The organism is Methylosinus sp. LW3, from assembly GCF_000527115.1.
GTDB lineage: Bacteria > Pseudomonadota > Alphaproteobacteria > Rhizobiales > Beijerinckiaceae > Methylosinus.
Genome location: NZ_AZUO01000001.1, coordinates 728,808 through 754,203 on the forward strand (window position 1 = coordinate 728,808; position 25,396 = coordinate 754,203).

Annotated in this window: 23 protein-coding genes; 13 read left to right on the forward strand and 10 right to left on the reverse strand. The window is 63.1% G+C overall.

Going from position 1 to position 25,396, the window contains the following annotated elements:
• Position 1 precedes the first annotated feature (1 nt).
• The 6 genes from METLW3_RS0103555 to METLW3_RS0103580 all read right to left on the reverse strand — a co-directional run bounded on the left by METLW3_RS0103555 (position 2) and on the right by METLW3_RS0103580 (position 6,351).
• On the reverse strand, positions 2-1,216 hold the full coding sequence (locus METLW3_RS0103555; protein WP_024878625.1) for an FAD-dependent oxidoreductase: 1,215 nt from the start codon (positions 1,214-1,216) through the stop codon (positions 2-4).
• 12 nt (positions 1,217-1,228) lie between these two features.
• Positions 1,229-2,020 carry an ABC transporter ATP-binding protein gene (locus METLW3_RS0103560; protein WP_024878626.1) on the reverse strand — a complete coding sequence of 264 codons (792 nt, stop codon included), beginning with the start codon at positions 2,018-2,020 and terminating at the stop codon, positions 1,229-1,231.
• 13 nt (positions 2,021-2,033) lie between these two features.
• On the reverse strand, positions 2,034-2,930 hold the full coding sequence (ntrB, locus tag METLW3_RS0103565) for a nitrate ABC transporter permease (protein WP_024878627.1): 897 nt from the start codon (positions 2,928-2,930) through the stop codon (positions 2,034-2,036).
• Between the two features lie 14 nt (positions 2,931-2,944).
• A complete protein-coding gene (locus tag METLW3_RS0103570; protein ID WP_024878628.1) occupies positions 2,945-4,270 on the reverse strand; it encodes a CmpA/NrtA family ABC transporter substrate-binding protein in 1,326 nt (441 codons plus the stop codon).
• A gap of 342 nt (positions 4,271-4,612) precedes the next feature.
• A complete protein-coding gene (locus METLW3_RS0103575) occupies positions 4,613-5,782 on the reverse strand; it encodes a CmpA/NrtA family ABC transporter substrate-binding protein (protein ID WP_024878629.1) in 1,170 nt (389 codons plus the stop codon).
• On the reverse strand, positions 5,779-6,351 hold the full coding sequence (locus tag METLW3_RS0103580; protein ID WP_024878630.1) for an ANTAR domain-containing protein: 573 nt from the start codon (positions 6,349-6,351) through the stop codon (positions 5,779-5,781). Before METLW3_RS0103580 ends, METLW3_RS0103575 begins: the two co-directional genes overlap by 4 nt.
• A 610-nt stretch (positions 6,352-6,961) precedes the next feature.
• Here METLW3_RS0103580 and METLW3_RS0103585 point away from each other — a divergent pair.
• Positions 6,962-7,261 (forward strand): DUF6156 family protein, encoded by a 300-nt coding sequence (locus METLW3_RS0103585; protein WP_024878631.1) that lies wholly within the window; start codon positions 6,962-6,964, stop codon positions 7,259-7,261.
• A 188-nt stretch (positions 7,262-7,449) separates the two neighbouring features.
• Here the strand turns inward: METLW3_RS0103585 and purB are convergent, their stop codons facing one another.
• Positions 7,450-8,757, reverse strand: coding sequence for an adenylosuccinate lyase (purB, locus tag METLW3_RS0103590; RefSeq protein ID WP_024878632.1), 1,308 nt, complete (start codon positions 8,755-8,757; stop codon positions 7,450-7,452).
• Between the two features lie 231 nt (positions 8,758-8,988).
• Here purB and METLW3_RS0103595 point away from each other — a divergent pair, with 231 nt between their 5' ends.
• The 4 genes from METLW3_RS0103595 (at position 8,989) to METLW3_RS0103610 (ending at position 11,410) form a co-directional block, all read left to right on the forward strand.
• The gene (locus tag METLW3_RS0103595) at positions 8,989-9,213 is read left to right on the forward strand and encodes a DUF433 domain-containing protein (protein WP_024878633.1); all 225 of its coding nucleotides are present in this window, start codon (positions 8,989-8,991) and stop codon (positions 9,211-9,213) included.
• 132 nt (positions 9,214-9,345) lie between these two features.
• Complete coding sequence (locus tag METLW3_RS28695) at positions 9,346-9,555, forward strand: DUF5615 family PIN-like protein (protein ID WP_245267222.1); 210 nt, start codon at positions 9,346-9,348, stop codon at positions 9,553-9,555.
• A gap of 144 nt (positions 9,556-9,699) precedes the next feature.
• A complete protein-coding gene (locus tag METLW3_RS0103605) occupies positions 9,700-10,950 on the forward strand; it encodes an FAD-dependent oxidoreductase (RefSeq protein WP_024878634.1) in 1,251 nt (416 codons plus the stop codon).
• A 142-nt stretch (positions 10,951-11,092) separates the two neighbouring features.
• Positions 11,093-11,410, forward strand: a complete 318-nt coding sequence (locus tag METLW3_RS0103610; protein WP_157516509.1) for a hypothetical protein — start codon at positions 11,093-11,095, stop codon at positions 11,408-11,410.
• On the opposite strand, the gene METLW3_RS0103615 is transcribed toward METLW3_RS0103610, so the two are convergent.
• The gene (locus METLW3_RS0103615; RefSeq protein WP_024878636.1) at positions 11,411-11,962 is read right to left on the reverse strand and encodes a DciA family protein; all 552 of its coding nucleotides are present in this window, start codon (positions 11,960-11,962) and stop codon (positions 11,411-11,413) included.
• 50 nt (positions 11,963-12,012) lie between these two features.
• Between METLW3_RS0103615 and mutY the strand changes: the two genes are divergently transcribed.
• Both mutY and METLW3_RS0103625 read left to right on the forward strand, forming a co-directional pair.
• Positions 12,013-13,125, forward strand: a complete 1,113-nt coding sequence (gene mutY / locus METLW3_RS0103620; protein ID WP_036308606.1) for an A/G-specific adenine glycosylase — start codon at positions 12,013-12,015, stop codon at positions 13,123-13,125.
• Between the two features lie 20 nt (positions 13,126-13,145).
• Positions 13,146-13,409, forward strand: a complete 264-nt coding sequence (locus METLW3_RS0103625; protein ID WP_024878638.1) for an Imm74 family immunity protein — start codon at positions 13,146-13,148, stop codon at positions 13,407-13,409.
• A 248-nt stretch (positions 13,410-13,657) separates the two neighbouring features.
• Here METLW3_RS0103625 and METLW3_RS0103630 read toward each other — a convergent pair whose 3' ends face one another.
• A complete protein-coding gene (locus tag METLW3_RS0103630) occupies positions 13,658-15,583 on the reverse strand; it encodes an AAA family ATPase (protein WP_024878639.1) in 1,926 nt (641 codons plus the stop codon).
• 97 nt (positions 15,584-15,680) lie between these two features.
• Complete coding sequence (locus METLW3_RS0103635; protein ID WP_157516510.1) at positions 15,681-16,328, reverse strand: hypothetical protein; 648 nt, start codon at positions 16,326-16,328, stop codon at positions 15,681-15,683.
• Positions 16,329-17,248: 920 nt separating this feature from the next.
• Here METLW3_RS0103635 and METLW3_RS26690 point away from each other — a divergent pair.
• From METLW3_RS26690 to METLW3_RS25055, 6 genes are all read left to right on the forward strand, one after another.
• Positions 17,249-17,824, forward strand: a complete 576-nt coding sequence (locus tag METLW3_RS26690; protein WP_024878642.1) for a hypothetical protein — start codon at positions 17,249-17,251, stop codon at positions 17,822-17,824.
• Positions 17,825-18,457: 633 nt separating this feature from the next.
• Complete coding sequence (locus METLW3_RS0103650) at positions 18,458-19,633, forward strand: O-antigen ligase family protein (RefSeq protein WP_198022735.1); 1,176 nt, start codon at positions 18,458-18,460, stop codon at positions 19,631-19,633.
• Positions 19,634-19,732: 99 nt separating this feature from the next.
• On the forward strand, positions 19,733-21,952 hold the full coding sequence (locus METLW3_RS0103655; protein WP_024878644.1) for a polysaccharide biosynthesis tyrosine autokinase: 2,220 nt from the start codon (positions 19,733-19,735) through the stop codon (positions 21,950-21,952).
• Between the two features lie 31 nt (positions 21,953-21,983).
• Positions 21,984-22,637, forward strand: coding sequence for a hypothetical protein (locus METLW3_RS28700; protein WP_024878645.1), 654 nt, complete (start codon positions 21,984-21,986; stop codon positions 22,635-22,637).
• Between the two features lie 76 nt (positions 22,638-22,713).
• On the forward strand, positions 22,714-23,289 hold the full coding sequence (locus METLW3_RS27320; RefSeq protein WP_198022736.1) for a transcription termination/antitermination NusG family protein: 576 nt from the start codon (positions 22,714-22,716) through the stop codon (positions 23,287-23,289).
• Positions 23,290-23,968: 679 nt separating this feature from the next.
• A complete protein-coding gene (locus METLW3_RS25055) occupies positions 23,969-25,357 on the forward strand; it encodes a WcaI family glycosyltransferase (RefSeq protein ID WP_024878648.1) in 1,389 nt (462 codons plus the stop codon).
• Positions 25,358-25,396 lie beyond the last annotated feature (39 nt).

A 25,396-nucleotide genomic window follows, 5' to 3' on the forward strand; every position in this document is an offset into this window, starting at 1 on the left:
GTCATGCCGCCTTTCTTTCGCAGAGCGCGCGACCGAAGATCAGCGCATCGCGCCATTGCGTCACATCGACGCGCGAGCGAATGAGCTCGAGGCACCAGAGCGCGGCGCTGGTGTCTCCGACGAGCACGGCGCCGGTGAGACGGTCGTCCTCGATGACCAGCTTTTTGTAGAGGCCGAGCCCAAAGTCGCGCCAGGAGATCGTCTCCGCGCCATCGCTTCCCATGAAGTCGCCGGCGGAAAAGACATTGACGCCGGAGACCTTCAGATTGGTGGAGACGATGCTTCCCTCGTAAATGTCGCTTTCGCCGCAGAGCCTCGCGGCCAGGACGCGCGCCTGCTCATAGGCGGGCTCGACGAGGCCATAACAGACGCCTCTGTGCTGCGCGCATTCGCCGAGCGCGTAAATATCGTCGATATTCGTTTCCATATGATCGTCGACGACGATTCCTCTTTGCGCGCTCACGCCGGCGTCGCGCGCCAGCTCCATATTGGGCGCAATTCCGGCGGCGAAGACGACGCCGTCGGCCGCGAGTCGGCGACCATCGGCGAGCTCTATCGCGCTGACGCGCTCCTCGCCGATGATGCCTGTCGTGCGCGCTTCCAGCAGAACTTCTATTCTCTTGCTCTCGATGAGCAGCTTCAGCAGCTCGGCTGCGTCCTTGTCCAGCTGCCGCTCCATCAGCCGATCGGTGACATGCGCGAGTGTGACCTCGGCGCCGCTTTTGGCGAGGCCATAGGCGGCTTCGAGACCGAGCAGGCCGCCGCCGATGACGATGATTTTCTTGCGCTGCGCCGCGAGGCGCTTCAGCGCGTCGACGTCGGCGCCGTCACGAAACACATGAACGCCTTGCAGCTGCGCGCCGGGCAGCGGCAGACGCAGCGCGCGCGAGCCGGTCGCGAGCACGAGCTTGGAAAAGCCGATGCTCTCGCCATTTTCCAGCGACACGCGCTTCGTCGCGAGGTCTATGGCGCGCGCCCTGGCGCCGTAGAGAAGAGTGACGCCGCGGTCGCGCCACCAGCTCGCGGGCCTCAGCTCTATCTCGGCCATCTCGGCCTCGCCGGCGAGCACCGAGGAGAGCAGCACGCGATTATAGGCGAGGCGAGGCTCCTCGCCGATGACGGCGATGGCGTAGCGGCCGAGCGCGCGCTTCGACAATTCGTCGACGAGGCGCGCAGCGGCCATGCCATTGCCGATGATGACGAGAGGCTCGCTCATTTTCCGTCCGCCTCACGCCGCTTCGACATAGTGATGACGCTCATAGAGGAATTGCAGCACGCGGCGTCGGCATTCGAGATAGAGAGGATCGGCGGAAAGAGCGACGCGATCGCGCGGGCGCGGCAGAGCGACATCCAGCGTCTCGCCGATCGTGGCGCAAGGACCATTGGTCATCATCACGATGCGGTCGGAGAGCAGCACGGCTTCGTCGACATCATGGGTGATCATCATCACCGTATTGCCGAGCGTGCGATGCAGCTCCATCGCACGATCTTGCAGATGCGCGCGGGTGAGCGCATCGAGCGCGCCGAAAGGCTCGTCGAGCAGAAGCACCTTGGGCTCCATGGCGAGCGCGCGGGCGATGCCGACGCGCTGCTTCATGCCGCCGGAAATCTCGCTCGGACGCTTGTCCTTGGCGTGCGTCATCTGGACGAGCTCGAGATTGCGCATCGTCCAATCATGACGTTCGGCGCGGCTCTTCTTTCCCGCGAAGACCTTGTCGACGCCGAGACGCACATTGTCATAGACGGAGAGCCAGGGCAGCAGCGAATGATTCTGGAACACGACGGCGCGATCCGGCCCGGGCGTGTCGACCTGATGATTTTCCAGCACGACGCCGCCGGCGCTGGCGTTCACGAGGCCGGCGACGATATTGAGCAGAGTGGATTTGCCGCAGCCGGAATGGCCGATGATGGTGACGAATTGTCCCTTCTCGACGGCGAGATCGACGGCTTCGAGCACTTTCGTCGTGCGGGCGCCGCTCACGAAAATCTTGTCGACATGATCGATGCGAAGATAGCTCATGGAAGCGCCTTTCTTAGGAGGCCTGCGCGCCGCGCGTGGCGATGGAGCCGATGGCGGCGACGATGCGGTCGAGCACGAAGCCGGTGACGCCGATATAGGCGAGCGCCACGAATATGTCGGGCAGGCGCGAGGAGTTCCAGGCGTCCCAGATGAAGAAGCCGATGCCGACGCCGCCTGTCAGCATTTCCGCGGCGACAATGGCGAGCCAGGAGAGGCCGACGCCGATGCGCAGGCCGGTGAAGATGTAGGGCGCCGCGGACGGAATCATGATCTTCCAGAAGAACTCGAATTGATTGAGCCGCAGCACGGCGGCGACATTGCGATAATCCTGCGGAATATTGCGCACGCCGACGGCGGTGTTGATGATGATCGGCCAAATGGAGGTGATGAAGATCACGAAGATCGCGGATGGATAGCTGTCGCGAAAGGCGGCGAGCGAGATCGGCAGCCAGGCGAGCGGCGGCACGGTGCGCAGAATCTGGAACAGCGGATCGAGGCCGCGCATCGCCCAACGCGATTGTCCGACGATCACACCGAGCAGCACGCCGGCGACGCTGGCGAGTCCGAAGCCGATCGCGACGCGCTGCAAAGATGTGAGCACGCGCCAGCCGAGGCCGATATCCTGCGGCCCCGCGATGAAGAAGGGATGCAGGATGAGATCATTCGCCTCGCTCCAAATGCGCGCGGGCGAGGGCAAGGACGAACTCGGCTTGATGCAGATGAGCTGCCACAGGCCGAGCAGGATCGCGAGCACGATGATCGGCGGCAGCATCGCCCCGAATAAGGCGCGAATGCGCGCGCCATGTCTTTCGATGAGCGGAATGCGCCGACGCGCATAGAGCTCGTCGATCGAACGATCGTCGCCGGTCGTCGCATCGACGAGATCATTCTTGGTGATTTGCATCGTCATTTCGGCCTCTTCGGTCAAACCTGCGCGCGCTTGATGGATAGGCTCTTCAGATAGGTTTGCGGATTTTCCGGATCGAAGACCTTGCCATCGAAGAAGGTCTCCTTGCCGCGCGACGTCGATGCGGGAATCTCCTTCGCCGGGACATTGATCGACTTCGCCGCCTCGCGCCAAATGTCTTCGCGATTCACCTTGTCGACGAGCGCTTTGATATTGGTGGTCGGCTCCAGCTTGCCCCAGCGAATATCCTCGGTGACGAACCAGGCGTCGTGACTCTTGAACGGATAGGAGGCGGCGTCGCGCCAGAATTTCATGAACTGCGTCGTGTTCTTCTCGATGCGGCCATTGCCGTAATTGAGATCGCCTTTCAAGCGGCCGACGATGTCGGCGACGGGCACGTTGAACCATTGGCGCTTGCCGACGATCTCGGCGAGCTCGGCTTTGTTTTCCATTTTGTCGCACCATTGCTGCGCTTCCAGCACAGCGGCGGTGAGCGCGCGGGCGGCGCGTGGATTTTTGTCGACCCAATCGGCGCGCAGGCCGAGCGCTTTTTCCGGATGTTTCGCCCAGATCTCGCCGGTCGCGCAGGCGGTGTAGCCGATGCCTTGATTGGCGAGCTGCTCGTTCCATGGCTCGCCGACGCAAAAGGCGTCCATATTGCCGACCTTCATATTCGCCACCATTTGCGGGGGCGGCACGACGATGGTCGAGACATCCTTGTCGGGATCGATGCCGGCGGCGGCGAGCCAATAGCGCAGCCACAAATCATGCGTGCCGCCGGGGAAGGTCATGGCGACCTTCACCTCCTTGCCTTCGGCTTTCTTCTTGGCGAAGGCCTCGCGCAGCGCGGAGGCGTTGGTCGTGATCTTCAGATCCTTATATTCATTGGCGACGGAAATGCCCTGTGCGTCGAGATTGAGGCGCGCGAGTATGTACATCGGCGTCGGCATATTGTTCTGCGTCACTCTGCCGGTCGAGATGAGATAGGGCATGGGCGTCAGAATATGCGCGCCGTCTATGCCATTGGCGGCGCCGCCGAGCACGAGATTGTCGCGCGTCGCGCCCCAGGACGCTTGCTTCGTCACTTCGACGTCGGGCATTCCATGCTTGGCGAAAAGGCCTTTTTCCTTCGCGATGATCAGCGGCGCGGCGTCGACCAGCGCGATATAGCCGAGGATCGCTTTCGTCGTTTCGGGTCCCGCGCCTTGCGCGAAGGCGCCGCCGGGAAAAGCCGCGCGTATCGCGGCGAAACTCGCGGCGGCGCCGGCCGCGCCGCGCAGCAGCGCGCGACGATCGAACGCCATCGGCGACAGTGTCTTCGCTTCGCTTGCTTCGTCTGTCATGGTCACCGTCGTCCTCTTTGCGCTTCGAAAGCGCATCGGTTAGGGCGAGTCGGCGCCGTCTTCCTGTCGACGGCGCGAAACGCAAAAAAGCCGCTTCCCGGAAGGAGCGCGCATGTGGCGCGATCTCCTCGGGACAGCGGCGTTGCTGGTTCGTCCGTCGTTGGACTGAGAGTGATGCGCGGGGCGCATCGTCATGACCCTATGTGCAAGCGGCGCGCCAAACAGCGAAAGTGTCGCTAGCCGATGAGAATCAATGAGCTATAAGAAAGCCGCGTCGGCGCGGGGCGATGCGCCAGCCGGCGCCTTGCACAATGTGCGGGCGCCATATCGACAAAAAACAGGCTATGCGCGGCGGATCGGGAAGGCCGACAGATAGGCGCCGATGTCGCGATCGTCGAAGACAGGCCCCGAGAAGGCGCCGATCGCATCGCCGGTTGGCGGCGGCGGCGCAGTGGCGGAGGGCAGCGCGGCGTCGAAGAGATCGGCGCGAAATACGTTTTTCGCCGCGTCGAGATGCGCGGGTGAAACAGGCGCCTGTCCCCAGCGGGCCATTTGCGCATAGAGCCATGCGGCCTGTGTCGGGTCGGGCCGCTCGGCGCCCTCCTGGCCGAGCAGGAGATAGCGCGCATTCTCGCGCGTCGCGCCGTCCGGCGTCACTTTGAGACGGCCCTGCAGCGTCCGCAATATCACTTGCGCATCGACGCCGACGCGGTCCGGCCGCGCGAGCAGAGCGGCGATCTCATGCGGATCGGCCTCGGCGACGAAGCGCGCGGCGCGATGCAGGGCGCGCAGCAAAGCGGCGACGACATTGGGGTGCTCCAGCGCGAAATGCTCGCGCATGGCGAGCGATTTTTCCGCGCAGCGCGAGAACAGCTCGACCGAAAAATGCAGAATATGTCCGACGCCGAGATCGACGGCGACCGAATTCCACGGCGCGCCGACGCAAAAGCCGTCGACATGTCCTTGCGCGAGGCTGCCGACCATATAGGGCGGCGGCAGCACCACGAGGCGCACATCCTCGTCGGGATCGACGCCGCCGGCCGCCATCCAATAGCGCAATTGATAATTATGACCGGAGAAGGGGAAGGTCATGCCGAAGGTCAGCGGCTCCGCCTGCGCGGCCTTGCGATCGGCGACGACGCGCGCGAGCGCGCGCGCCGTGGCCAGCGGATCGAGCGCATCGCCGTCGAGACGCGCCCGCATCGCCTCATGCAGCGTGGGAGAGACGGTGATGGCGTTGCCATTCATGGCGAGATTATAGGGTGCGACGATCGGCGTTTTCACATGGCCGACGCCGAGGCTGGAGGCGACGGCGATGGGCGCCAGAAGATGCGCGGCGTCGAACATGCCGATATTGAGCTTGTCGCGCACATTGGACCAGGAGACTTCCTGCACGAGCTCGACATCGAGCCCTTCCTGCGCGGCGAAGCCCTTGTCCACGGCGACGAAGAGCGCGGCGGCGTCCGCGAGCGGAATGAAGCCGATGCGTAAATGTTCGCGCTCCGCGGTCATTTGAACAGCTCCGAGGCGGTGATGATCGCCTGGGCGATCTCGAAAATCTTCTTCTTCTCGCGCATGGCCGTGCTGCGCATCAGCCGATAGGCGTCCTCTTCGCTGAGCTTCTTCGCCTTCATCAGCAGGCCTTTGGCGCGGTCGATGGTCTTGCGCTCCTCTATCTCCGATTTGGCGCGCGCCAATTCGTCCTGCAGGCGTGAGAAGGCGTTGAAGCGCGACACGCAGAGATCGAGAATGGATTTGATGCGCTCTTTCTTCAGCCCATCGACGATATAGGCGGAGACGCCGGCGTCGACAGAAGCCTGAATGGAAGCGGCGTCGCTTTGATCGACGAACATGGCCACGGGCCGGCGCACGGCGCGGCTCACTTGGAACATCTGCTCCAATATGTCGCGGCTCGGATTTTCGAGATCGATGAGGATGACGTCCGGGTCGATCGCATAGATGCGCGCGAGCAGGCTGCGCATTTCGCCGATGCGCTCGACATTGGTGAAGCCGGCCTCGCGCAATCCATCCTCGAGGATCGCAGCCCGCACCGGACTCTCATCGACGATGACGATTTTCAAATCGACGCCTCCGCGACGCTGCGCCGCAGGCAGGCGCTAGCGAAAATGCGGACGAATTACAAATGATTTCGGCGGGAGGGGGAAGACATGAGATGGCCCCGCAGCGCTGAGGCTGGCGGGGCCGCTTGTTTCGCAGAATGCGAAATCTCCGGAAAGCTCCAGATTCGGAAGATTGGGAGGCGTCGCGCTTGGCCTTCGCGTTTCGCCGCCCGTCGGGATGTCACGAATGTCGGCGCCCGAGGAAACCTGCGCTCGATTTCTTCGCTGCGCCTTCGACCTCGGCTGAGGTCAAACGGTGTGACCCGGTGGCGTCATGCTCCTCTCGCATGTATCGCTCGACTCGAGGCCTGCGTGCGTTGCCACGCCGGCCCGCCCATCGCGTTCTCATCCCTCGAGGTCCCGCTCGATCGGTTCGCCTCGGTTTGCGGCTCGTCGCCGTTTCCCGCGGCCCCCTGTGACGCGATGATGAAATGGTGATCTCGATTCTGAATTTCGTCAAGCGCAGAATTGGTCGCAGCGAGGCGGTTTTCTTTTTTCGCCGGGCGCGCTACGCAATCGCTCCGACGAGGCCGGCGGGAGCGCCAATGCCGGTCCGACGGGAGACAAACGCATGCAAGCGGACAGTGACGGTTATTACTATTTCCTTACCTATAGCGGCGTGAGCCTGCCGCTCAAATTGACGTCGCCGCTCGATCCGAACGACCTCAACAATCGCAACACATTCTTTCGCGCCCGCTATGACGAGGCCGAGCGTCTGCTTCTGTGCGAGAAGATGGTCTATGGCGAGGTGGAGCTGCGCCACGCTTACGAATATCGCGCCGAGGGCGGTCTCGCCCGCGCGCTCATTCTGATGGGCGAGGACGAGACCGAGGTGCTGTTCGACGAGAATGGCAAGCAGACGGTGGCGTGAGCGCAGCGTAGGTCGGGCGGAGCGCGCGAGCCGGAAGGCTTTTCCGGACGATCGGTTCGCCGTCATTGCGAGGAGCGTAGCGACGAAGCAATCCAGGAGCCGCCCCCATGGCTCTGGATCGCTTCGCTCCGCTCGCGATGACGCGAGGTGATTGTCGGGTTATGCGGAGCGAGCGTCCGCGAGCAGCGTCACGCCTTGCCGAAGACGCGATCGAAGATCGTGTCGACATGCTTGAAGTGATAGGCGAGATCGAACAATTCATCGAGCTCCGCGGGCGAGAGCTTCGCGCTCACCTCGGCGTCGGCGCCGAGCAGCTTGCGGAACTCGCCTTCGCCGCGCCACACCGGCATGGCGTTGCGCTGCACCAGCGAATAAGCGTCCTCGCGTGAGACGCCCTTTTGCGTCAGCGCCAGCAGCACGCGCTGCGAATGCACGAGCCCGCCGAGGCGGTCGAGATTCTTCTGCATATTTTCGGGATAGATCATGAGCTGATCGATGACGCTGGTCAGACGCGAGAGCGCGAAGTCGAGCGTCACTGTCGCATCGGGGCCGATATTGCGCTCGACGGAAGAGTGCGAGATGTCGCGCTCATGCCACAGCGCGACATTCTCCAGCGCCGGCGTCACCATGCCGCGCACCAGACGCGCGAGGCCGGTGAGATTTTCAGTGAGCACCGGATTGCGCTTATGCGGCATGGCGGAAGAGCCCTTCTGCCCGGCCGAGAAATATTCCTCCGCCTCCAGCACCTCCGTGCGCTGCAAATGGCGGATCTCGATCGCCAGCCGCTCCACCGATGAGGCGACGACGCCGAGCGTCGCGAAAAAGGCGGCGTGACGGTCGCGCGGAATGACCTGCGTGGAGACGGGCTCCACCGCGAGGCCGAGCTGCTTGGCGACATGCTCCTCGACGCGCGGATCGACATTGGCGAAAGTGCCGACGGCGCCGGAGATGGCGCAGGTCGCGACCTCCTTGCGCGCGGCGACGAGCCGCTCGCGCGAACGCGTGAATTCGGCATAGGCTTGCGCGAGCTTCAAGCCGAAGGTCGTCGGCTCGGCGTGAATGCCATGCGAGCGGCCGATCGTCGGCGTATATTTATGCTCCAGCGCGCGGCGCTTTATCGCGGCGAGCAATCCATCGACATCGGCGATCAAGAGATCGGCGGCGCGCGCCAATTGCACGGCGAGGCAGGTGTCGAGCACGTCGGAGCTGGTCATGCCCTGATGCACGAAGCGCGAATCCGGGCCGATGAACTCGCCGAGATGGGTCAAAAAGGCGATGACGTCATGCTTGGTCACGCGCTCGATCTCGTCGATGCGGGCGACGTCGAAAGTGACGAAATCCGCCTTGTCCCAGATCGCCTTGGCGCTCTCCTTGGGGATGACGCCGATTTCGGCGAGCGCGTCGCAGGCATAGGCCTCGATCTCGAACCAGATGCGAAAGCGCGTCTGCGGCTCCCAAATCTTCGTCATCTCGGGGCGGGAATAGCGGGGGATCATGGGCTCGGGCGTCCTTTGGAAAAGTCTCGGCGCAGCCGGGTCTGCGGGAAGAGGATCGTTTAGGCCCTTCCGTGAGCAGAGTGAAGGGGGCGGCCCGGCTCCGCTTCCTGTGTTCGTGGTGAATAGGTCCTAAAGACAGCAAGGCGCGATGCGGAGGCTGGCGTTCCAGACGAAGGCCTGGGTGACCCCGAGCGAACCTCGCGATATATTGAAAGGGAACCGGAGGTCGAAATGAGCCAGCTCGAGCGCATCACTGTCGACCCGCAGCAATGCGGCGGACGCCCTTGTATCCGCTCGCTGCGCATTCGCGTCAAAGACGTTCTCGACCTTCTCGCGGCGGGGGCCTCGAATGAGGAGATTCTCGAGGATTATCCGCTGCTCGAGGCGTCGGATATCGCCGCGGTCCTCGAATTCGCCGCGCGCCAGAGCGATCATCCGATCTTGCGCGTCGCCTGATGCGCTTTCTCGTCGATGCGCAACTGCCGCCAGCGCTCGCGCGCTGGCTCTCCGCGGCGGGACATGACGCCGAGCACGTCGGGGACGTCGGTCTCGGCGACGCCAGCGACAGTTCGATCTGGAGCTATGCCCGTGCGGCAGTGGGCCGTTATCTCCGCCGTCGTTATCTCCAAAGACGAGGATTTTGCGCAGCGGAAAGCGCTCGAGGGGGGCGGTCCGCCAATCGTCTGGGTGCGCGTTCCGAATACGCGGAAGCGCGAGCTTCTGGCCTGGTTCGAGACGATGCTTCCCGAGATTTTGGCGGCGCTGGAGCGAGGCGAAAGCCTCATCGAGGTCATTTGAGCGGCCTTCGCCGGTCGCGCCGCCGGAATACGAGACACCCTTTCTGGCCGAAATATTGCTGCGGATGAGCCAACGCCTGCGCTGGCGTTCGCCCGCCCGCGCCGCCATATTCCGCTTTTAGAATATGTTCGCCCGGAGGACCTTATGCAGCAGACCGCCGATGTCGCCGTGCTGGGCGCGGGAATGGTCGGAGTCTCGGCCGCCCTGCATCTGCAGGCGCGGGGGCGAGACGTCGTTCTTGTCGACCGGCATGGCGCGGCCGGGCTCGAGACCAGCTTCGGCAACGCCGGGCTCATCGAGCGCGCCTCCATCTTCCCTTATCTCTTCCCGCGGGACTTCGGCGATCTGTTGCGCTATGCGCTCAATCTCTCGCCGCAGGCGCATTATCATTTCTCGGCCCTGCCGAGCGTCGCGCCCTGGCTGTGGCGCTATTTCCGCGAAAGCTCGCCGGAGCGCGCCAAGCGCCACGCTCTGGACGCGCTGCCGCTGGTCGAGCGCTGTCTCGAGGAACATGACGCGCTGATCCAGCTTTCGGGCGCCGGCGACATCGTGCGCCGCACCGGATGGATCAAGCTCTATCGCAGCGAGAAGAGCCTCGCCAAAGGGCTCGTCGACGCCGCGCGGCTGCGCGATTTTTCGCTGCGCGTCGAGGAGCTGGACGCGGCCGGCCTATCGGCGCTGGAGCCCGACATAGCGCCCGTCGTCGGCGCCGTGCATTTTCGCGACACGGCCTCGGTCGCGGACCCTTGCGCCGTCGCGCAGGCCTATGCCGCGCTGTTCCAGCGCCGCGGCGGGCGTTTCCTCGCCGGCGATGTGCGCGCGCTCGAGCAGACGCGCGACGGACATTGGAGCGCGCCCACGCATGACGGCGCGCTGATCGTCCGCGACATCGTCGTCGCGCTCGGCCCCTGGTCGGACCAGATTTTCCGTCCGCTGGGCTATGATCTGCCCTTCGCGGTCAAGCGCGGCTATCACATGCATTACGGAACCAAGGAGGGCGCGCGGCTCTTCCATCCGGTTCTCGACGCCGACAATGGCTATGTGCTGGCGCCGATGACGCGCGGCGTGCGCCTCACCACCGGCGCCGAATTCGCCCGCCGCGACGCCAAGCCCACGCCGGTGCAGGTGGATAAGGACGAGCTTCTCGCCCGCACGCTGTTCCCGCTCGGCGAGCGGCTCGACCCCAAGCCCTGGATGGGCTGCCGCCCCTGCTTCCCGGACATGCTGCCGATCATCGGCAAGGCGCCCCGCCATCAGGGCCTCTGGTTCGATTTCGGCCATCAGCATCATGGCTTCACGCTCGGCCCGGTGAGCGGTCGGCTGCTCGCCGAGATGATGACCGGGGAGAGGCCCTTCACCGATCCGGCGCCCTACGCGGTCGAGCGATTTCGATAAATCCACAGCGGAATTTTGCCGCCGAATGAGCGACCATGGCGCGCAGTGATTCGCCCTGGCGTCGATGATCGATTTCCAATCGTCTTTTTTAAAAGCGTGCGCGTCCCCTGCCGGCGAGCCTTTCTTTTCAGCGGAGACGAATATGAAGCTCTCTTTCATTCTCGGCGCGGCGCTCGCGCCTTTTCTGCTCGCGCCCGCGGCGGCCATCGAGGTCGCCGTCATCTATGAAGGCTTTCCGGGCTATGCCGGCTGCAAGGAGCGCGCGGATATGCAGCGCGTCGTCGATCTCGCCGATCAATATGATCTCGAGGCGGCGCGCGAGATCATCCGCCGTGGCTTGAAGAGCAAGGATTGCCGCGTGCTCGGCGGCGATATCATCGTCGAGGTGGTCCCGCCCTTCAGCCGGCTGGTGAAGGTGCATATGCGCGGCGATCCGGATGCTTATTGGATCATCCAATGATCAGCGGGCGGGCTTGGCGAGCGCGCGCTCGCCCAGCGCCACCAGCGCGGCCCGCAGCCTCTCGTCGGCGACGCCTTCGGTCACTGCTTCCGCCTGTCGGCGCGCGGCGAGATCGACCGGCGGCTTCGTCGGCCGGACGCGGCGGGGGGCGAGCGGCTCCTGCTTCATAGTGATCTTGGCGACGCAGCGCCAGCCGAGATGCGTGTTCACGCGCTCGATGATGGCGGCGCTCATATGCTGAATGTCGAGGCCGAAGCCCGGCTCGACGCGCAGCGCCAGAGTCGCGGGCTCGTCTCTCTTCTCGGCGGGGCGGTTTTTGGCGCCAGCTTGGTTCTCGTCGGCCGGGCGCCTTTTGGCCCGCGGCGGCCATTGCAGCTTCACTGGCTCGCATATGGCGGCGACGCGTGCGCCGACGATCGCCTCCCAGCGCAGCAGCAGCGAGCTTTCGCTGAAGCCCTGGCGCGCGGCCAGAGGATCGAGCGTCTTGTCGAGGAATTCGCCGATGAGGCGGGATCGCCGTGATTTCGAGCGCCCGGTCGCCGCGTCGGTCATGCTCTCTCCTTGCGCGATCGGCTCCGATCTCGTTATGGACAGGTTAGCCCATGCCGAGAGCCCCCGCCAAGTCGTCGGCCGCAAGGTCGCCCGCAAAATCGCCGCCGCGGCCCGCTCCGCGTGCGCTGCTGTCCGATTTGCTCTCCTGGTACGACCGTCGTCGCCGCGATCTGCCCTGGCGCGCCGCGCCCGGCGAGCGGGCCGACCCTTACGCCGTCTGGCTGTCGGAGATCATGCTGCAGCAAACGACGGTGGAGGCGGTCAAACCCTATTTCCACGCTTTTCTCGTGCGTTGGCCGAGCGTCGAGGCGCTCGCCGCCGCGCCGCTGGAGGAGGTGATGAAAGCCTGGGCCGGCCTCGGCTATTACGCCCGCGCGCGCAATCTCCACGCCTGCGCGCAGCAGGTGGCTTTCGAGCGCGGCGGGGTTTTCCCGCGGGAGGAGGAGGATCTTCTCTCGCTGCCGGGCGTCGGCCCCTATACGGCGGCGGCGGTGGCGGCCATCGCCTTCGATGCGCCCTGCGTCGCCGTCGATGGCAATGTCGAGCGCGTCGTCGCCCGGCTCTTCGCCATCGACAGGCCGATCCGCGAGGCCAAGCGCGAATTGCGCGAGACGGCGCAGACGCTGCTTCCCGCCTCACGCTCTGGCGATTTCACCCAGGCGCTGATGGATCTCGGCGCGACGGTCTGCACGCCGCGCGGGCCGCGCTGCGATCTCTGCCCTTTTGCTTCCGCCTGCGAGGCGGCGCGGCGCGGGGAGACCGAGCGTTTCCCGGTCAAGGCGCAAAAGCTCGAGAAGCCGCTGCGGCGCGGCGCGGCTTTCGTCCTCACCTGCGGCGGCGCGGCCCTGCTGCGCACGCGGCCGCCGCGCGGCCTGCTCGGCGGCATGAGCGAATTTCCCTCGACGCCCTTTCGCGTCGATTTCGACCCCTCCCGCGCTCACGCCCATGCGCCCGCCGCGGCGCGCTGGCGCGCGCTGCCGGGGGAGGTCGAGCATGTGTTCACGCATTTTTCGCTGCGGCTGACCATATTCGCCGCGACGCTTCCGGCGCCGCCGCCCCATATCGAGAACGGCCGCTGGACGCCATTGGCGCGCCTTTCCGAGGAAGGGCTGCCGACCTTGATGCGAAAGGTGGCGGTACGGGCCGGTTTGATCGTAGAGTGAGCTGAAGCGGGAGCATCGACATGGCGCGGCGCAAATCGATCCAGATCGAGATGACGGAAGGCGCGATTCGCGTCCTCTCCAGCGGCCATGTGCTGACCATCGCCAATAGCGCGCCGCCCCCCGACGCAGAGGAGGACACGGATTTCTTCATCCGCCTCGACGATATCGACCATTGGGACGCCCCCGACCAGGAAATCCCCATCGACATCGTCGAGCTGCAGTCGATTCTGGAAGCGATAGAGGAAGAACTCGAGCGCCACGGGTTGAGCGTGACCTTCGAGTAGGGTTCTGCAGGGCCGGGCCGGTGGGGCGCGGCCGAGGAACCTGGATCCTCAGCCACACTCTGGAAAACCCTGAAATTCCAAGATATTCGCAGCGCCCAAAATCCGGCGATGAGCGCATTTTGGACCACTCTTGTGGGCAGGGCAATAGGGCGGGGATCGATGGTGTCGCAGCCCGGCGCCGCGCCTCGAGAGTCGACGCCGTCAGTCGGCCGATCGGTCCGTGTCGACCTCTCGAGGCGCCGACATGCTCACGGGCCATTCGGGCGTAAGAGCGCCGTCTCCGCTTCCGCTCCGGTGAGACATCGCCTCTCCTGCAATCGGTCGGCGATCACGAGCACGGCGTCGCGCCGCTCGCGAATGAGGTCGAGCGCGCGGTCATAAATACGGACGAGGTCCCGCTCGACGGCGGCGCGAAGCGCGCGGTCGCTCGCCAGCAACGTCTCGATCGGCTCGCCGCGGTGGAGGAGGCTGTCGCCGAGCCCTTGCCGCGCACGCGCCTCGGCGAGCAGCCGCGTCGCCTGGGCGAGATCGCCGACGGCGCCGGCGGACGCCTCGCCGAACAGTTCCTGCTCGGCGGCGCGCCCGGCCAGCAAGGCGAGGACGATGTCGTCTATATCCCGCCGCCTCGGCGCGATGGTCGGCGCATGCGCAATCGTGCGTCCGCCAGATTCTCCGCGCGCGATCAGCGAGACCTGCGTGACTTCGCGGCCGGCGGCGAGATGCGCGACGACATGCCCGGCCTCGTGGATCGCGGCGATCCGCAGATCCTCCGGCGACCGGTCGTCCTCGGGCGCGACGACGGCGACGAGGTCGTCGATCTCCAGCGCCCGTCCGGCCGCGCGGGCGCGGCTCGTCGCCGCCTTGGCCCAGCCGGCGGCGTCGGCAGGGGTGGAGCCCGGCGCGAGACGAGCGACGGCCTCGAGATCGGCGTCGGCGAGCTGCGCGTCGAGATGATAGCGCAGCACGCGCCCGAGCGCGGCGGCGTCCGGCGCCGCCAGCGGGATGATGCGGTCGAAGCGTCCGGGCCGGATGAGCGCCGGATCGAGAGATTCGGGATGATTGGTCGCCCCGATGACGATGATCCCCTCGCGCGGCGTCGTCGCCCCGTCGAGGAGCGTCAGCACGAAATTGACGATCGGCTGCCACCAGTCGCGCCCGCGCGACGACAGATTGCGGCGATCGGGAATTCCGTCCAGCTCGTCGATGAACAGCAAGGTCGGACGCTGCGCGCGGGCGGCGTCGAAGTCCGCCTGCGCAGCTTGAATGACGTCGCCGAGATTGCCGTCGCGCGTCGTGAACCAGGCGCCGCAGGAGGTCGACACGATGGGGACATCGAGGGTTCTGGCGATGGCCCGCGCGAGCAGCGTCTTGCCGGTTCCAGGCGGACCGCTGAGCACGATGGAAGCGGCGATGGCGCGCCAAGGCAGCTTTTTCGCGCGCCAAGCGGCGACATCCGCGACGAGGCTGAGCGCCCACTCGCGCGCCGGTCCATCATAGCCGGGCAGCTCCTCCAAGCTTGGCGTATCCTCCGCCGCGCCGGCGCGGGCCTTCGCCGCGGCGAAGGAGGCGAGATTTTCCAGCAATTGCACGGCGCCGACATCCGGTCGGAATGCGGCGACGATTTCTGAAAAGCTCAGGCCGTCGGCGGCGCCAGGCGGAATTGGCCCACGCAGCCGGCGGCCGCGCAAGATGTGAAAGACCCGGCGCAGAACGGCGCCATCCGGCGGCGCGACGGTGAGATGCGCATCGGCGACGGTCAGAAGCGTAGCCGGCAGAAATCGCTCCGGTTCCTGGGAGACGCCGATTGCGCATCGCCCCTCGGACAGCGCCTCGGCGATGTCGGCGCCGGCCGTGTGCGGCCGCTTCGCAGTTTTGGAGCCGCCGCCATCGGTGAAAATCTCCGCATCCGTGACGAGCCGCCTGGCCGCCTCGGCGAGGGGCGCGATCCAATCGGCGCCCGGCGCCTTTATAATGAGTGTGAATGTGTCGCCGCGCCGGATGCGTTTTCGCAGCCGCTGCGTCAAAGCCGCGTCGAGGCAGGCTTTCGCCAGCTCATCCGCAGTCGACGGCCGGCCATCCAACAGATTTCCGAAACGATCGCTTTGCGCATCATAGGAACCGTCGTCGTCGATCGACGTCGATCGGAGCGCGGCGGCGAGCTTCTTCCTGCTCATGGCAAAATTCCTTCGTTCGCGCCATTTGCAGGCGCGCGGGTCTCGCGAGGGAAGGGGGCGCGCGGGCGTCGATAGCGGCGGACGCCCGCGCGCTGCGTCAGAACAGGGGGAGGCGGCGCGGAGACGCTTCACCCACATCGCGCCAGAAGCGCGTAAGCGACGATCTATTGCCGACGATGAATTTGCCCGCCGCGTCGAGCGAGGTCACGCGCAGGTCGCAGAGCAGCACCATCGCGCCCGGATGATCGGGAGACGGCTTCAGCAAGCCGGAGCGGAGGAGCTTCACCCGGGTCGTGATGTCGGAGCGTCGCGCCGACGGTTGCGTCCTGTCGCGGATTTCCGAGCCCGCGAGCAGAACCCAATCGCCGTCGACGAGGGCGGCCGCCGCTCGGTAGGCGCCTTTCTCGAAGACGGTGACGCGTTCGGCGTCATCGGGCACTTCATAGGGCGCCAGCGGATCGTCTTCCTCGCGAGTTGCGACGTCATGATCCTCGAACCAATCCTCGCCGAGCGCGCCGACCAGCAGGCGCATTTGCTCATAGAGGGGGCGGGATTTCGTCAGCACGGAGCGCGCCGGCGACTCGGCGTCGGCGCCGGAACCCAGCCGGCAGCGTCCGAGCTTCAATAAGCGCTCATGCGCGAAATATTGCAGAGCGAGCGCGCGTGACTTGTCGATCGCCGGGCCATAGACGATCAGCGCTCGATCGAACCAGTGAAGTTGGGCGTCGTGGAGATGCGTGCGCATGCGTCCTTCGACGTCACAGGTTTCGCCCGGTCGCAATATGGGCGTCGTCGCATGCGAGCCGATCAGCGTGTAGAACGCCGCCGTCCGCGTTGGTAGCCTGCGGCAGAGCGTCGACAGGTCGGATCGATCGCACAAAATGGCCGTCGGGCCATCGTTTCCAAAGCACACGAGCTTGAATTTGAAGAGGTCTGGAGCGGCCTCGGTCGGGCGGAGGCGTGTCTTAATGTTGAGATTCAAAGCAAAAACTCCCGTAGCTCGCCGAGGCGGCGCCAAGCGCCAGCGACAATCGGCGTCGATGTTCCGGTTCGGAGCGCAGGCGCAGGCGATCAGCCGGCGCGAAGCTTTCGGGCCTGGAACGGGCTAGGGGAGGGCGCTCGCTCGCTCGTCGCGCGCGGGGATTCCGCCGGGGACGGCGGCATGATAGTGACGTCGATAGCCATGTTTGATCCTTCCTCGATCAATGTGGTCAGGCCGTCGTTCGGGAGCTGGAACTCCCTGCGACGGCCGCTCGCTCGATCAGTCGAGCGAATGTTGTGAAGCATTTCGAGCCCGGGTCTTTTGGTCAAGGCGGTTCGATTAGGCATGGTAAACGGCCGATTCAGACAATCCGCTGGCTGTTGTCCGCAGGCGCCGCAGGAGCGAAATCCTCTCGATTACGCGATTTTGCGGAAAATCTTTCGGACGAGATGGTTGAGAATTCCCTGCGGCCGCTTGGTAAATGGTCTTATAATCGAATTATATTCAATATGTTGCCAGGGCTCTCCGGCATATGGTTTCCATTTCCTTGCCGATGCCGCTCGAGTTGCATTACTGCGGCTTAATGGCCGTTAGAGCGTCGCCGTCAAATTGATCCTCACCGAAGAGGCCGCGCCCCACCATTCCAAGGGCCGCCTCATCTGACTAGAGAGAGGATCAGACCCATGTTCTCCGCTTCGCTCGGCGCCTTCATCACTCCCCGCATCGCCAAGCGCGCCGCTATTCTCGGCCTCGCCGGCTTCGCCGCCTTCACTTCGGCGCCCGCCAAGGCCGATCTCTTCTCCGATCTGTTCGGCTCCTTCGACAATGGCTATTCGAGCCGGGCGGCCAGCTCGAGCCGCTACGGCTATTCCCGCCGCGCCGATCTCGCTGGCGGCTATACGCCGCGTGCCGATTATTCGAGCTATGACCGCGGCGGCAATGCGCTCGACTATTATGAGCAGGTCCGCTCGGCCAATGTGACGCGGCGGACCGTCGCCATCGACGGCTACTGCGCATCGGCCTGCACGATGAAGCTCGGCGCGCGCCATGCCTGCGTTTCGCCGGAGGCGACGCTGCGCTTCCATTCGGCGCGGACGAGCGAGGGGGAGACGTCCTGGGGAGGCAATACGATTATGATGAGCGTCTATCCGCCGGCGATCCAGGCCTGGGTGCGGCGTAATCAGGCACTGGAAAGTCTAGCCTTCACCGACATGTCCGGCCGCGAGGCGATCGGCCTCGGCATCCGCGCCTGCGCATAGGGGGCGGGGGCATTCGCCGAGGACCCTGGCTCGGCAAGACGCGGCGTCGCGCCCTCTCTCGCGACGCCGCGACTTTTCCGCGAGAGAGGAGTGTATGTCGATTGGCCGATTTCCGAAAAGTCAGAGCGCTTTTCATGTCGCCATCGCGCCCGAATCCAGGTTGTATCAGCTCGACCTTTGCGATATTGCTCGTTCAAATAGAATTGAACGGCAAATAGTTGCGGTCGATCGTGTCTTTGATCGAGCCGTTGCGTTGGAAGCGAAATGCGGGATCGGCACGATCGTAAAATTTCTGTCCAGCACGGCAGGGCTCGAAGCGAGAGAACCCCTTGGCTCGCGCCTTCCCCCGAAGAGGGCGACAGCGAAGAAGCATCGCCAGAAACCGCGGCTCCGAGAGAATCCGAACGGCGTCTGTCGCGCGTCTCGGCGACGCTGGACAACCTTATCTTCTTTCTCTTTCTCGCCGCTCTAGGCTGGACGCCATTCTGGTTCGGTTCCGATCGCTCATTGGCATGGGGCGTCAATGCGATCTGGTTCGGCGGGTTGGTGATCGCATTCGAGCTGGTTCGAATTGTTTCCGGGCGACGCCATCCTGTCGCGCTCCACCGAGTCTGGTTTCCGGCGACGGCCTGCTTGGTCGTTTTCGGATGGACGCTGATCCAGATCGCCCATTGGATCCCGGCCGGCTATCACAATCCGATCTGGCAAATGGCGCGCGAGGCCTCGGGGCGCGACATTGCGGGAAGCATCACGGTCAATCGGGACGCCACAGTTCTCGCGGCGACACGTTTCCTCACCTGCTGCGCGGCTTTCTGGTTGGCCCTCCAACTCTGCCGCTCCTCGGCGCGGGCGCAATCGCTCGTCCGTTTCCTGGCGCTGGCGGGGGCGGCATACGCAGCCTATGGAATCGTCTCATTTTTCGTCTTTCCGAACACGATCTTGTGGTTCGACAAGGTCACCTACAATGATTCCCTCACCTCGACCTTCGTGAACCGCAACAGCTATGCGACCTATGCGGGCCTCGGCTTGATGAGCGCCCTCGGGATCCTATTGAACTTCTATATTTCCCGGGGGGAGGGGAAGGCCGCGGCAATCTCGCGTCGCCTCGCCGGACTGTTGGCGCTAACCGTCGCAGGAGGGGCGCTGTGGATCGCCGTTGTTCTGGTCATCGGAACGGCGCTCGTCCTGACGGGGTCGCGCGGCGGAGTGTCGGCGAGCCTCGGCGGACTGCTGACGATCCTCGTGCTCGCTGGCGTTCGCGGACGTAAGAACGCAATAGGAGCGGGTTTCGGCCTGCTGATCGGCGGCCTCGCTATGGGCGTCGCGCTGTTCAATTACGGTGATTTCCTAGCCGATCGTCTTTCTATCCAAGGTTTTGCCTCGGATGACCGTCTGGCCGTCTACGGCTTGACATGGCGTTCGATCCTCGACTCGCCACTGTTCGGCTTCGGCGACGGCACGTTTTCGGAAGTGTTCCCGATGTATCGGGACGGGACCATCGGTCCTTTCGGCGTCTGGGATATGGTCCACAACAGCTATCTCGAAGCCCTGCAAGGCCTGGGCGTTCCCGTCGCTGTTCTTCTCTTTCTCGGCCTGGGCGTTCTGTTCGTGCGCTGCGTTCTGGGCGTGATCGCAAGACGTAGGGCGGCGTCCGCTCCGCTTGTCGCCAGCGCCGCCACAGTTGTTGTCGCGCTGCACGCCTTTGTGGATTTCAGTATGCAAATGCAGGCGGTCTCCTTGACCTGGGTCGCGCTGCTGGGGGCCGGGGTCGCTCAATCGTGGAGCGGATCGGTCGCGACCGATCGCTGAGGCGGTTTCGCGCGCGAACCGCTTCGCAATCCTCGGCGGATATGCTAGTTACTTGAAACATCTAAACCTGTGCTTTGGCCCCAAAGGGACATTCGATTGATGCATGGCCAGATTTCCAAGGCGTTGATGCAAGTGAACACGGATGGCGGAGAGAGCGACGCCATCGATCTGCGCCAATTGCAGGACTTTTTCTGGCGCCGCTGGAAGGTGGTCGTCGCCACGGCCATTGTCGTGATGGCGGTGGCCTTCCTCGCGCTGCTGATGGTCACGCCGCGTTTCACGGCGACTGCGCAAATCCTTCTCGAGCCGCGGAAAGAGAAAATCTTCGGCGCGGAGCAAATCCTACCGGAACTCAATCTTGAGACCTCCAATGTCGACAGTCAGGTCTCGGTCATCCAGTCGATCAACCTGCTTCGACGAGTGGTCGAGAAGGAAAAGCTGACGCTGGATAAGGAGTTCGGACAATCGCAAAAATTGGGGCTCTTCGGTTTCCTGACAGGGCTTTTTTCGTCGTCTGAGCCGGCAGGCAAAGTCGACCCTCAAGCCGGCGAGATACCGCCGGATGTCCTGGCTTCCATTAAGCGACTGCGCGAAGCGCTAGATGTCCAGCGGGTGAACAGGACCTTCGTCCTCTCGATTTCCGTTACGTCCGAGGATCCGGTAAAGGCGGTCCGTTTGACCAATGCCGTCGCCGACGCCTTCGTCGTCGATCGGCTTGACGCACGCTATGACGCCGCCAAGCGCGCTTCCAGCTGGCTGGCCGAACGTATGGAGTCGCTGCGCGAAACGCTGCGACTATCGGAGGAGGCGGTCGCCGACTTCCGCAAGGCGCATAACCTCGTCACAACCAATGCGGACGCAAAGGTCACTATTTCTGAGCAGCAACTGTCGGAACTGAATGGAAAGCTTATTGCCGCTCGCGCCGAAACCGCCGAGAAGCGCGCCAAATATGAGCAAGTAGCCCAAGTGATGCAGAAGGGCGGCAATTTGCAGGCCATCCCAGACGTCGTTCGTTCGACCGTGATTGCCGAATTGCGAAAGCAACAGGCCGAAGTCGCGAGGAAGGAGGCCGATCTCATCGCGCGTTACGATGTTCAGCATCCCTCGCTGATCAACACGCGTTCAGAAAAGCGGGACATAGAGCGCTCGATCGCCGCGGAGGTGCAGCGCATTTTGGTAAATTTGAAGAATGACTTCGAAGTCGCCAAATCGCGAGAGGAGTCTCTCGATGTGAGCTTGAAGCAGATCACGGGAGAGACTGGGATCGATGGCGGAGTGGGGGTGAGGCTGCGTGAACTCGAGCGGATCAACGCCGCGAACAAGACGCTGTTCGAAAATTTCCTGTCGCGCGCCAAGATCACCCAGGAGCAGTCGACATTCGAGGAAAATGAAGCCAGGGTCATATCTCCCGCGATAAAGCCGAATGCGCCTTCCTTTCCAAAGAAAGGGCTCGTTCTCGCTCTCGCTGGCGTTGTCGGTCTTCTAATAGGCATCGGGGGCGCCGTCGCTCTCGATATGCTGAATTCTGGTTTCCTTTCGTCGCGTGAGATCGAGGAAAAGCTCGGGACGCCCGTGCTGGCGTCGCTTCCGTTGCTCAGTGCCAAGGACCGTGAGGTCGATGGGAAAGTGTTGGAGCCAGCGCGCTATGTCGTTGCTAAACCACTTTCACGCTATGCCGAGTCGATCCGAAACATTAGGGTCGGCATACAAATGGCCGACGTCGACAATCCGGCCAAGGTGATCCTCGTGACCTCTTCCTTCCCGAGCGAAGGCAAGTCGACGCTCGCCCAGTCGCTCGCCTGGTCCGCTGTGAAGGCGGGAATGCGAGTCATGCTGATCGACGGGGATCTGCGCCATCCATCCATCAGCAAGCAGTTCGGCGCGGAGGCGAAGCCGGGACTCGTGGATTTCTTGACGAGCGCCGTTCCGTTGGAACAAGCTGTCATCCGTCTCGATGATCTCACGATTTTGCCGGCCGGTTCGAAATCGCAGAATCCGCCGGATCTTCTGGGGTCGGAGCGCATGCGCCAGCTCATCGAAAAGCTTCGTGAGCTCTTCGATTATATCGTCGTCGATTCACCGCCGGTCGGTCCGGTCATCGATGCGAAGGTCTTGGCCAGCCTCGCCGATAAGGTAGTCTTTTCCGTTAGGTGGCGCATGACTCCGCGAGAGACCGTGGCGGAACACATCCAATATTTTATGCAGCAGCATAAGCTCGCTGGTGCCGCCTTGAGCCTAGTGGACGAGAGCCAGGCACCGAGATACGGGGCCTATAGTCAGTACTATGGGCACTATTACAAGAAATACTACCAGAATTGAGCTCTGCGGCATGCGGTTCCGTTCGATTGTAATGTCCGTCTGCGCGATCAGCCTTTCGGCAATGCTCATCCGACAGGGTTTCATCCTCCTAGAGGCGGAGCAGGTCGTCGACCGCTTCGATAAGCAAATGGAAGCCAAGGCGCATTCGGAGCTCAAGGCTTCGCATCAGCGCGCCGACGAAGAGCTGCTCGCCGAGTTCGCGGCGTTCCAAGACATTGATGGCGTCGCGACGAGATTGCTCGATCTCAGAGCGACGCTGCTTGGAAATTCGGGCGATGACGATCGCTTTTCCAGCGGGCTCGTCGGTCTCCTCGACCGGGTTCCGACTTCCGGAAAGGCGTGGATGGAACTCGCAAAATTTCGATGGCGGCAAGGCGCGCCTCTCGAACGAACGCTCGAGGCGTTGGAGATGTCGAAAGTCACCGCGCCGCATGAAGCGCGCATCATCGAAAGTCGAGTTTTGTTCTCGAGTGTGATTTGGGAGTTTCTTCCCCTGGACGGGAAGCGTTCGGTCGTCAGCCAGTTGATCGAGCTGAATGGACGAATTGATGAACGTATTCGCCGCCGACTCGCGATTGTTCTCGGGACGAAGCCGGAAGCGACTCGGGAAGCGATCGTCAATGATCTGCGGGTGCGTGGCGCAGCGGGCTCCGCCTGGGTCCGCGCAATTGGGCTCGGGCTATGATGATCGAGATCGAGTCCTCCGGGGTCGAGACGTTTCTTGCGTGTCGCTACTTCGCGTTCGGAATGAAGTTCAAGTCGTGAAAATTTTTGGTGGGGCAATCGGCATGGACGGCGGCGACAAGGCTGGTCTCAGGGAAAACGTCGAACTGGCTCCAGGCGAGCGTTGGTATCTGGCGCATACGCTGCCGCATAAGGAGACGTCGGTAGAGCAGCGCCTTGGAGCACAGGGGTTTCATCATTTCATGCCGAGGCGGATCAAAACAGTTCGTCATGCGCGACGAATGCGCAATGTGCTCGCGCCTGTATTTCCGCGCTACATTTTCGTGGCGCTCGACCTCGATCACGACCGATGGCGCAGTGTCAACGGCACGATCGGGATAGCGAGTCTTTTCATGGCCCAGGATCGTCCGCTTCCTGTGCCTCTCGGTGTCGTCGAAACGCTGATCCAATCATCCGACAATCGCGGCCAGCTCCGCTTCGAACATAATTTGCAGCTTGGTCAAAAAGTGAAGCTCATCAGCGGTCCGTTTTCCGAGGCGCTCGGCCTGCTCGAACGCCTGGATGACTCGGGTCGCATAGAGGTGCTGCTCGAAATTATGGGCGGACATATCCGCGCAAAGCTCAGACGAGAACAGGTTGAACCGGTCGGATGAGCAGCGCTCCCACCGACATCGCTGCCAACTTCTGCAAAGTCTCGCAACGGCGACAAGTATTTCAAAAAGGATGCTGATTGATCAGCATACGCATTTCGAAACCAAATCAGTTCGCGTCCCTCTAGCGGGATCCCGCTTTGGGCCGGCTCGGCTCGGCGCCTCAGTTCGGAGAGGCACAGTGTCGGTGATCATGCCTCCTGCGCTCACAGTGTTGGTGGAACCATGCATGATGCTCGAAATGATGGAAGTGATCATAGTGTTCATGCTCTCGATGGGAGCGAGTGTCAACTTGGCGAGGTCGTCCACGATCTGAATTGTTGTTCTGTGGATGATCATCACGATTGTTCTGACGGCTTATACCGACAGGGGCGTGCGCGTTGCTCGCTGGAGCAGACAGAATGAACTCTCTTTCGGAGCATGGGCTTGCACTGCCGTTAACGGTGCGTCGAAGGGAAGACGACCTTTGTCTTGTCGGCCAGGCTATAGGCGCTTATAAGGAGCCACTGTAGTTTATCGGAGTCGGGGGCGGCGAGCGCCAGTCCGAATCCGTGTTCGATTTGGGCCGAATCGAGAGATTCACCCGAAGTGCGGCAGCTGTTCTTGAGGTGAGCTCACTGCGGTCGCCGTCCGTTCCCTTTTGTCGAGAAAGACAAGGGATTTTTGGACTGTTCGAATTGCGATGATCCAGCAGCTGGACACGGTGCTTCAAAATTTTTACCTTTGGTTCTATGAACGAGCTAGCGAGATGAATGGAGTTGGCCCGGCCTCTAAAAGGAACGCGGATTCAGATATAGAAGTCGAAGAGAGATTTAATAACAGCCTGTGCTGTTGTGGCGTTACAAGCACGGAATCGGCCCAAAAAATCTTGATTCACGCCATTAATTTCATGCCGGAATTGATTGGGTGCGGAAAATACACCACCGAGTTGGCTCAGTATCTCGAATCGAGGGGCCATGAGATCGAGGTCGTCACCGCTCCACCGCACTATCCTGGCTGGTTCGTCCGCGCGCCTTACCGCGCGGGCGTCTACGCAACGGAGTTCGTGGGGTCAATCCGAGTGACGCGATGTCCGATCGCGTTGAGGGCAGGGGCTCCAGGTCTGTGGCGACTGCTGGCTCCGCTGAGTTTCGCCGTGGCTGCGGCGCCGGCGATCATGTGGCGAATCCTTTTATTCCGACCGGATGTCGTGATTTGTATCGAACCGACGCTGATGTCCGCGCCGGTCGCCTTGCTGGCGGCAAAGCTCGTCGGAGCGCGTAGCCTGCTCCATGTCCAAGACCTCGAAGTGGATGCTGCATTCGAAGTCGGCCCCTTGAAAGGGGGCACCGTTCGGAAGCTGGCCAATGGCGTCGAGCGTTGGCTCCTGGACGGGTTCGACAAAATTATTACGATTTCCAACAAGATGAACGAGGCGCTGGTCGTCAAGCGACTGTCGCCGGGAAAAATATCGGTCTTGCGCAATTGGGTCGACACCACGGCCATTTCTCCGGCGCCGAAGGCTTGCAGTCCTTTTCGTGAGGAGCTCGCGCTACCTGCAAACGCGTTTGTCGTGCTCTACGCGGGGAATCTGGGACCCAAACAGGCGCTGGAGGTCCTGATCGCGGCGGCGCGAAGGCTCGCATCGGAACATGATATATATTGCGTCGTCGCGGGCGCTGGTCCGATGCGCGAAACGCTGCAACGACAGTCTGCCGACCTGCCCAATGTTCGCTTCCTACCGATTCAACCGGTAGAGAGAATGAATGACTTGCTCGCTCTCGCCGATTTGCACGTGTTGTCGCAGTCGAAGGGGGCGGCCGACCTCGTCTTGCCATCCAAGCTCGGCGGGATGTTGGCGAGCGGCCGTCCTATCATCGCAACAGCCGATCCCGATACGGAATTGCATGACCTGCTCTCGGACATCGCGCTGGTGACGCCGTCCGGAGACAGTGAAGCGCTCGCCGATGGTATATTGGCTGCGCGCGAACTCGATTGGTCGGCACGCGTTGAAAGAGGATTGCGCCTTGTGGACACCATGAGCGCACGAACGTTGCTGCCGCAATATGAAGCTTTAATGTTGGCCGGCTGACTTTGGGGATCGCGAAGCTGCCGAATAATTTATTGGCCG